The 2,626-nt window shown below is 74.4% G+C and carries 4 protein-coding genes; 3 read left to right on the top strand and 1 reads right to left on the bottom strand.

Annotated features, from left to right (window positions below; all coding sequences use genetic code 11):
- The 3 genes from FV230_RS27140 to FV230_RS27130 form a co-directional block, all read left to right on the top strand.
- Positions 1-586, top strand: a 586-nt coding sequence (locus FV230_RS27140; protein ID WP_147844578.1) for an MFS transporter, incomplete at its 5' end; no start/stop codon positions are given.
- Between the two features lie 22 nt (positions 587-608).
- The gene (locus tag FV230_RS27135; RefSeq protein ID WP_147844577.1) at positions 609-1,433 is read left to right on the top strand and encodes an EamA family transporter; all 825 of its coding nucleotides are present in this window, start codon (positions 609-611) and stop codon (positions 1,431-1,433) included.
- A gap of 71 nt (positions 1,434-1,504) precedes the next feature.
- Positions 1,505-1,930, top strand: coding sequence for a GFA family protein (locus FV230_RS27130; RefSeq protein ID WP_147729667.1), 426 nt, complete (start codon positions 1,505-1,507; stop codon positions 1,928-1,930).
- Between the two features lie 26 nt (positions 1,931-1,956).
- Here the strand turns inward: FV230_RS27130 and FV230_RS27125 are convergent, their stop codons facing one another.
- Positions 1,957-2,514 carry a metallophosphoesterase gene (locus tag FV230_RS27125; RefSeq protein ID WP_147844576.1) on the bottom strand — a complete coding sequence of 186 codons (558 nt, stop codon included), beginning with the start codon at positions 2,512-2,514 and terminating at the stop codon, positions 1,957-1,959.
- Positions 2,515-2,626 lie beyond the last annotated feature (112 nt).

The raw sequence follows: 2,626 nt of genomic DNA, 5'->3' as shown, positions 1-2,626 counted from the left end.
CCCGGCCGGCGGCGCGCGTGAGGGCCGGGCCGGGTTCGGGCTGCTGGTGGCGATCGGCATGCTCGACAACGCGGCGCGGCCGGCCTTCCTCATCTACCTGCCGTTCCTGCTCCAGGCGAAGGGGGCGGCGCTCGCGACCGTCGGGATCGCGTTCGCCCTCGTCGCGGTCGGCGGCGCGCTGGGCAAGGCGGCGTGCGGCCGTCTCGGCGCCCGCTTCGGCGTGACGCCGAGCGTGATCGCCACCGAGGCCGGGACGGCGGCGGCGATCCTCGCCGTCGTCGCCCTGCCGCTCGCGCCAGCCATCGCCGTGCTGCCGCTGCTCGGCCTGCTGCTGAACGGCACCTCCTCCGTCCTCTACGGCACGGTGCCGGAGCTCGTGCCGGGCGGGCACGTCGAGCGCGCCTTCGCCGTGTTCTACACCTGCACCCTCGGCGGCAGCGCGCTGGCGACGCCCCTGCTCTACGGGCCGCTCGGCGATGCGGTCGGGCCCGGCTGGGCGGCGATGGCGGCCGCGGCGACGGCGTTCGCCGTGATCCCGCTGATGCTCGCGCTGTCGCCCCGGCTCGCGCCGGCGCGGCGGTCGTGACGCCCATGCCCGGCGACCGCGCATGACCCCGCTCGTCCTCGCCTGCGTCGTCGGCGCCGCGATCCTCCATGCCGGCTGGAACGCGGTGCTGCGCGGCGGCAGCGACCGGCTGTGGTCGATGACCCTGATGATGATCGCCGTCGCCGCCGTCTCGGCGGTCGCGGTCGCGCTCCTGCCGTGGCCGGACGCGGCGAGCTGGCCCTACGTGATCGCCTCCGCGCTGATCCACACCGCCTATAACCTCTCCCTGGTGCGGACCTATCGCTCGGGCGACCTCGGGCAGACCTACCCGATCTCGCGCGGCTCCTCGCCCGTCCTCGTCGCCCTCGGCGCCGCGGTGTTCGCGCACGAGACGCCCGGCGCAGTCGCCGTCCTCGGCATCGTCCTGGTCTCGGGCGGCATCCTATCCCTCGCCTTCCAGGGGCGGATGCGGGCGGACTTCGTCCCGGCCGCGCTCACCACCGGATCGCTGATCGGGGCCTACACCGTCGTCGACGGCATCGGGGTGCGGCTGTCGGGGAACAGCCTGTCCTACGCGGCGAGCATGTTCCTGCTGTGGAGCCTGACCATGCCGCCCCTCTACTGGGCGATGCGCGGGACGCCGCCGGCCTATACCGGCGCGCAGACCGCGATGGCGCTCGCCGGCGGCCTGGTCTCGCTGCTCGCCTACGGCATCGTGATCTGGGCGATGCAGTCCGACGCGATGGGGGCGGTCTCGGCCCTGCGCGAGACCAGCGTGGTCTACGCCGCCCTCATCGGACGGCTCTTTCTCGGCGAGGAACTGAGCCCGCGCCGGATCGCGTCCTGCCTCGCCGTCGCCCTCGGCGCGGCGTGCCTGGCGTGGTGATCCGGCCGGGGCGGACCACCGAGGCCGCGGCGCGGCCGCGCGCGTGATCGGAAGTGGACGACGGAGGCGACATGGCGAACGACACGACGACCCTGACGGGCCGGTGCCATTGCGGCGCGGTCCGGTTCTCGGCGACGCTCGGCGACGGCTTCCGGTCGATCCGCCGCTGCACCTGCTCCTATTGCCGGATGCGCGGCGCCGTCGTCGCGATGGCGGCGATGGGCGGGGTCGAGATCCTGGAGGGCGAGGCGGCGCTGACGCGCTACCGCTTCCACACCGGCACGGCGCAGCACTTCTTCTGCGCGCGCTGCGGGGTCTACACCCATCACCAGCGCCGGTCCGACCGGACCCTGTACGCGGTCAACGTCGCCTGCCTCGACGGGGTCAGCCCGTTCGATTTCGCGGAGGTTCCGGTGATGGACGGGATCAACCACACCAGCGACACCGGCCAGCCGACCCGGCGCGCGGGCACGCTGCGCTTCGTCCCGGCCGATTGACGCCGGCGGGCCGGCGCAGGCGCGCCTCAGCGCAGGCCGCGGATCGCCATCTCCTCGGGCGCCTGTTCGGCGGCGTCCTGGCGGGCGAGCACCTCGGCGAGGTCGACCGGTCGGTAATCCTGCGCGTCGACGCCGACGTCGCAGGATCGGCTGGTGTCGGGCAGGCAGGCGTGGGTGTGGCCGTAGAGGTGCCGGGTCTCGCGCCAGAAGCCCGGCCACGAGCGATGCGGGTAGTGCGACAGGAACAGGCGCTGCGGGCGACCGGCGGCATCCATCACGCTGATGCGGGCGCTGTCGACTGGCGGCTCGGCCCAGGGCAGGTCGAGCACGCGGTTGGTGTCGTGGTTGCCGCGCACCAGCCGCTTCACGCCGTTCAGCCGCCGGAAGATCGCGGCGCAATGCGCGCGGCTCGCCTCGGCGGCGAAGTCGCCGAGGTGCCAGACCTCGTCGTCGGCGCCGACGCGCGCGTTCCAGCGCGCGACCAGCGCCTCGTCGTGGTCCTCGACCGACCCGAAGGCGCTGCGCCGGCGCCGGACGAGGTCGGCATCGCCGAAATGCGTGTCGGCCGTGAAGTAGGTCGCCATGGATCCTGGGTCGCTCGAGCCCGGCTGGACGGTCGCCGAGACCCGAAGTGGCGCCCCGCGCGGCCGCCGCCACCCGACGCGGCATTGGACCGCTCTCCGGGCGGCCGGGCGC

Origin of the sequence: Methylobacterium sp. WL6 (genome assembly GCF_008040095.1) — a bacterium.
Lineage (GTDB): Bacteria > Pseudomonadota > Alphaproteobacteria > Rhizobiales > Beijerinckiaceae > Methylobacterium.
This window is presented reverse-complemented; position numbering and strand designations above follow the sequence as displayed.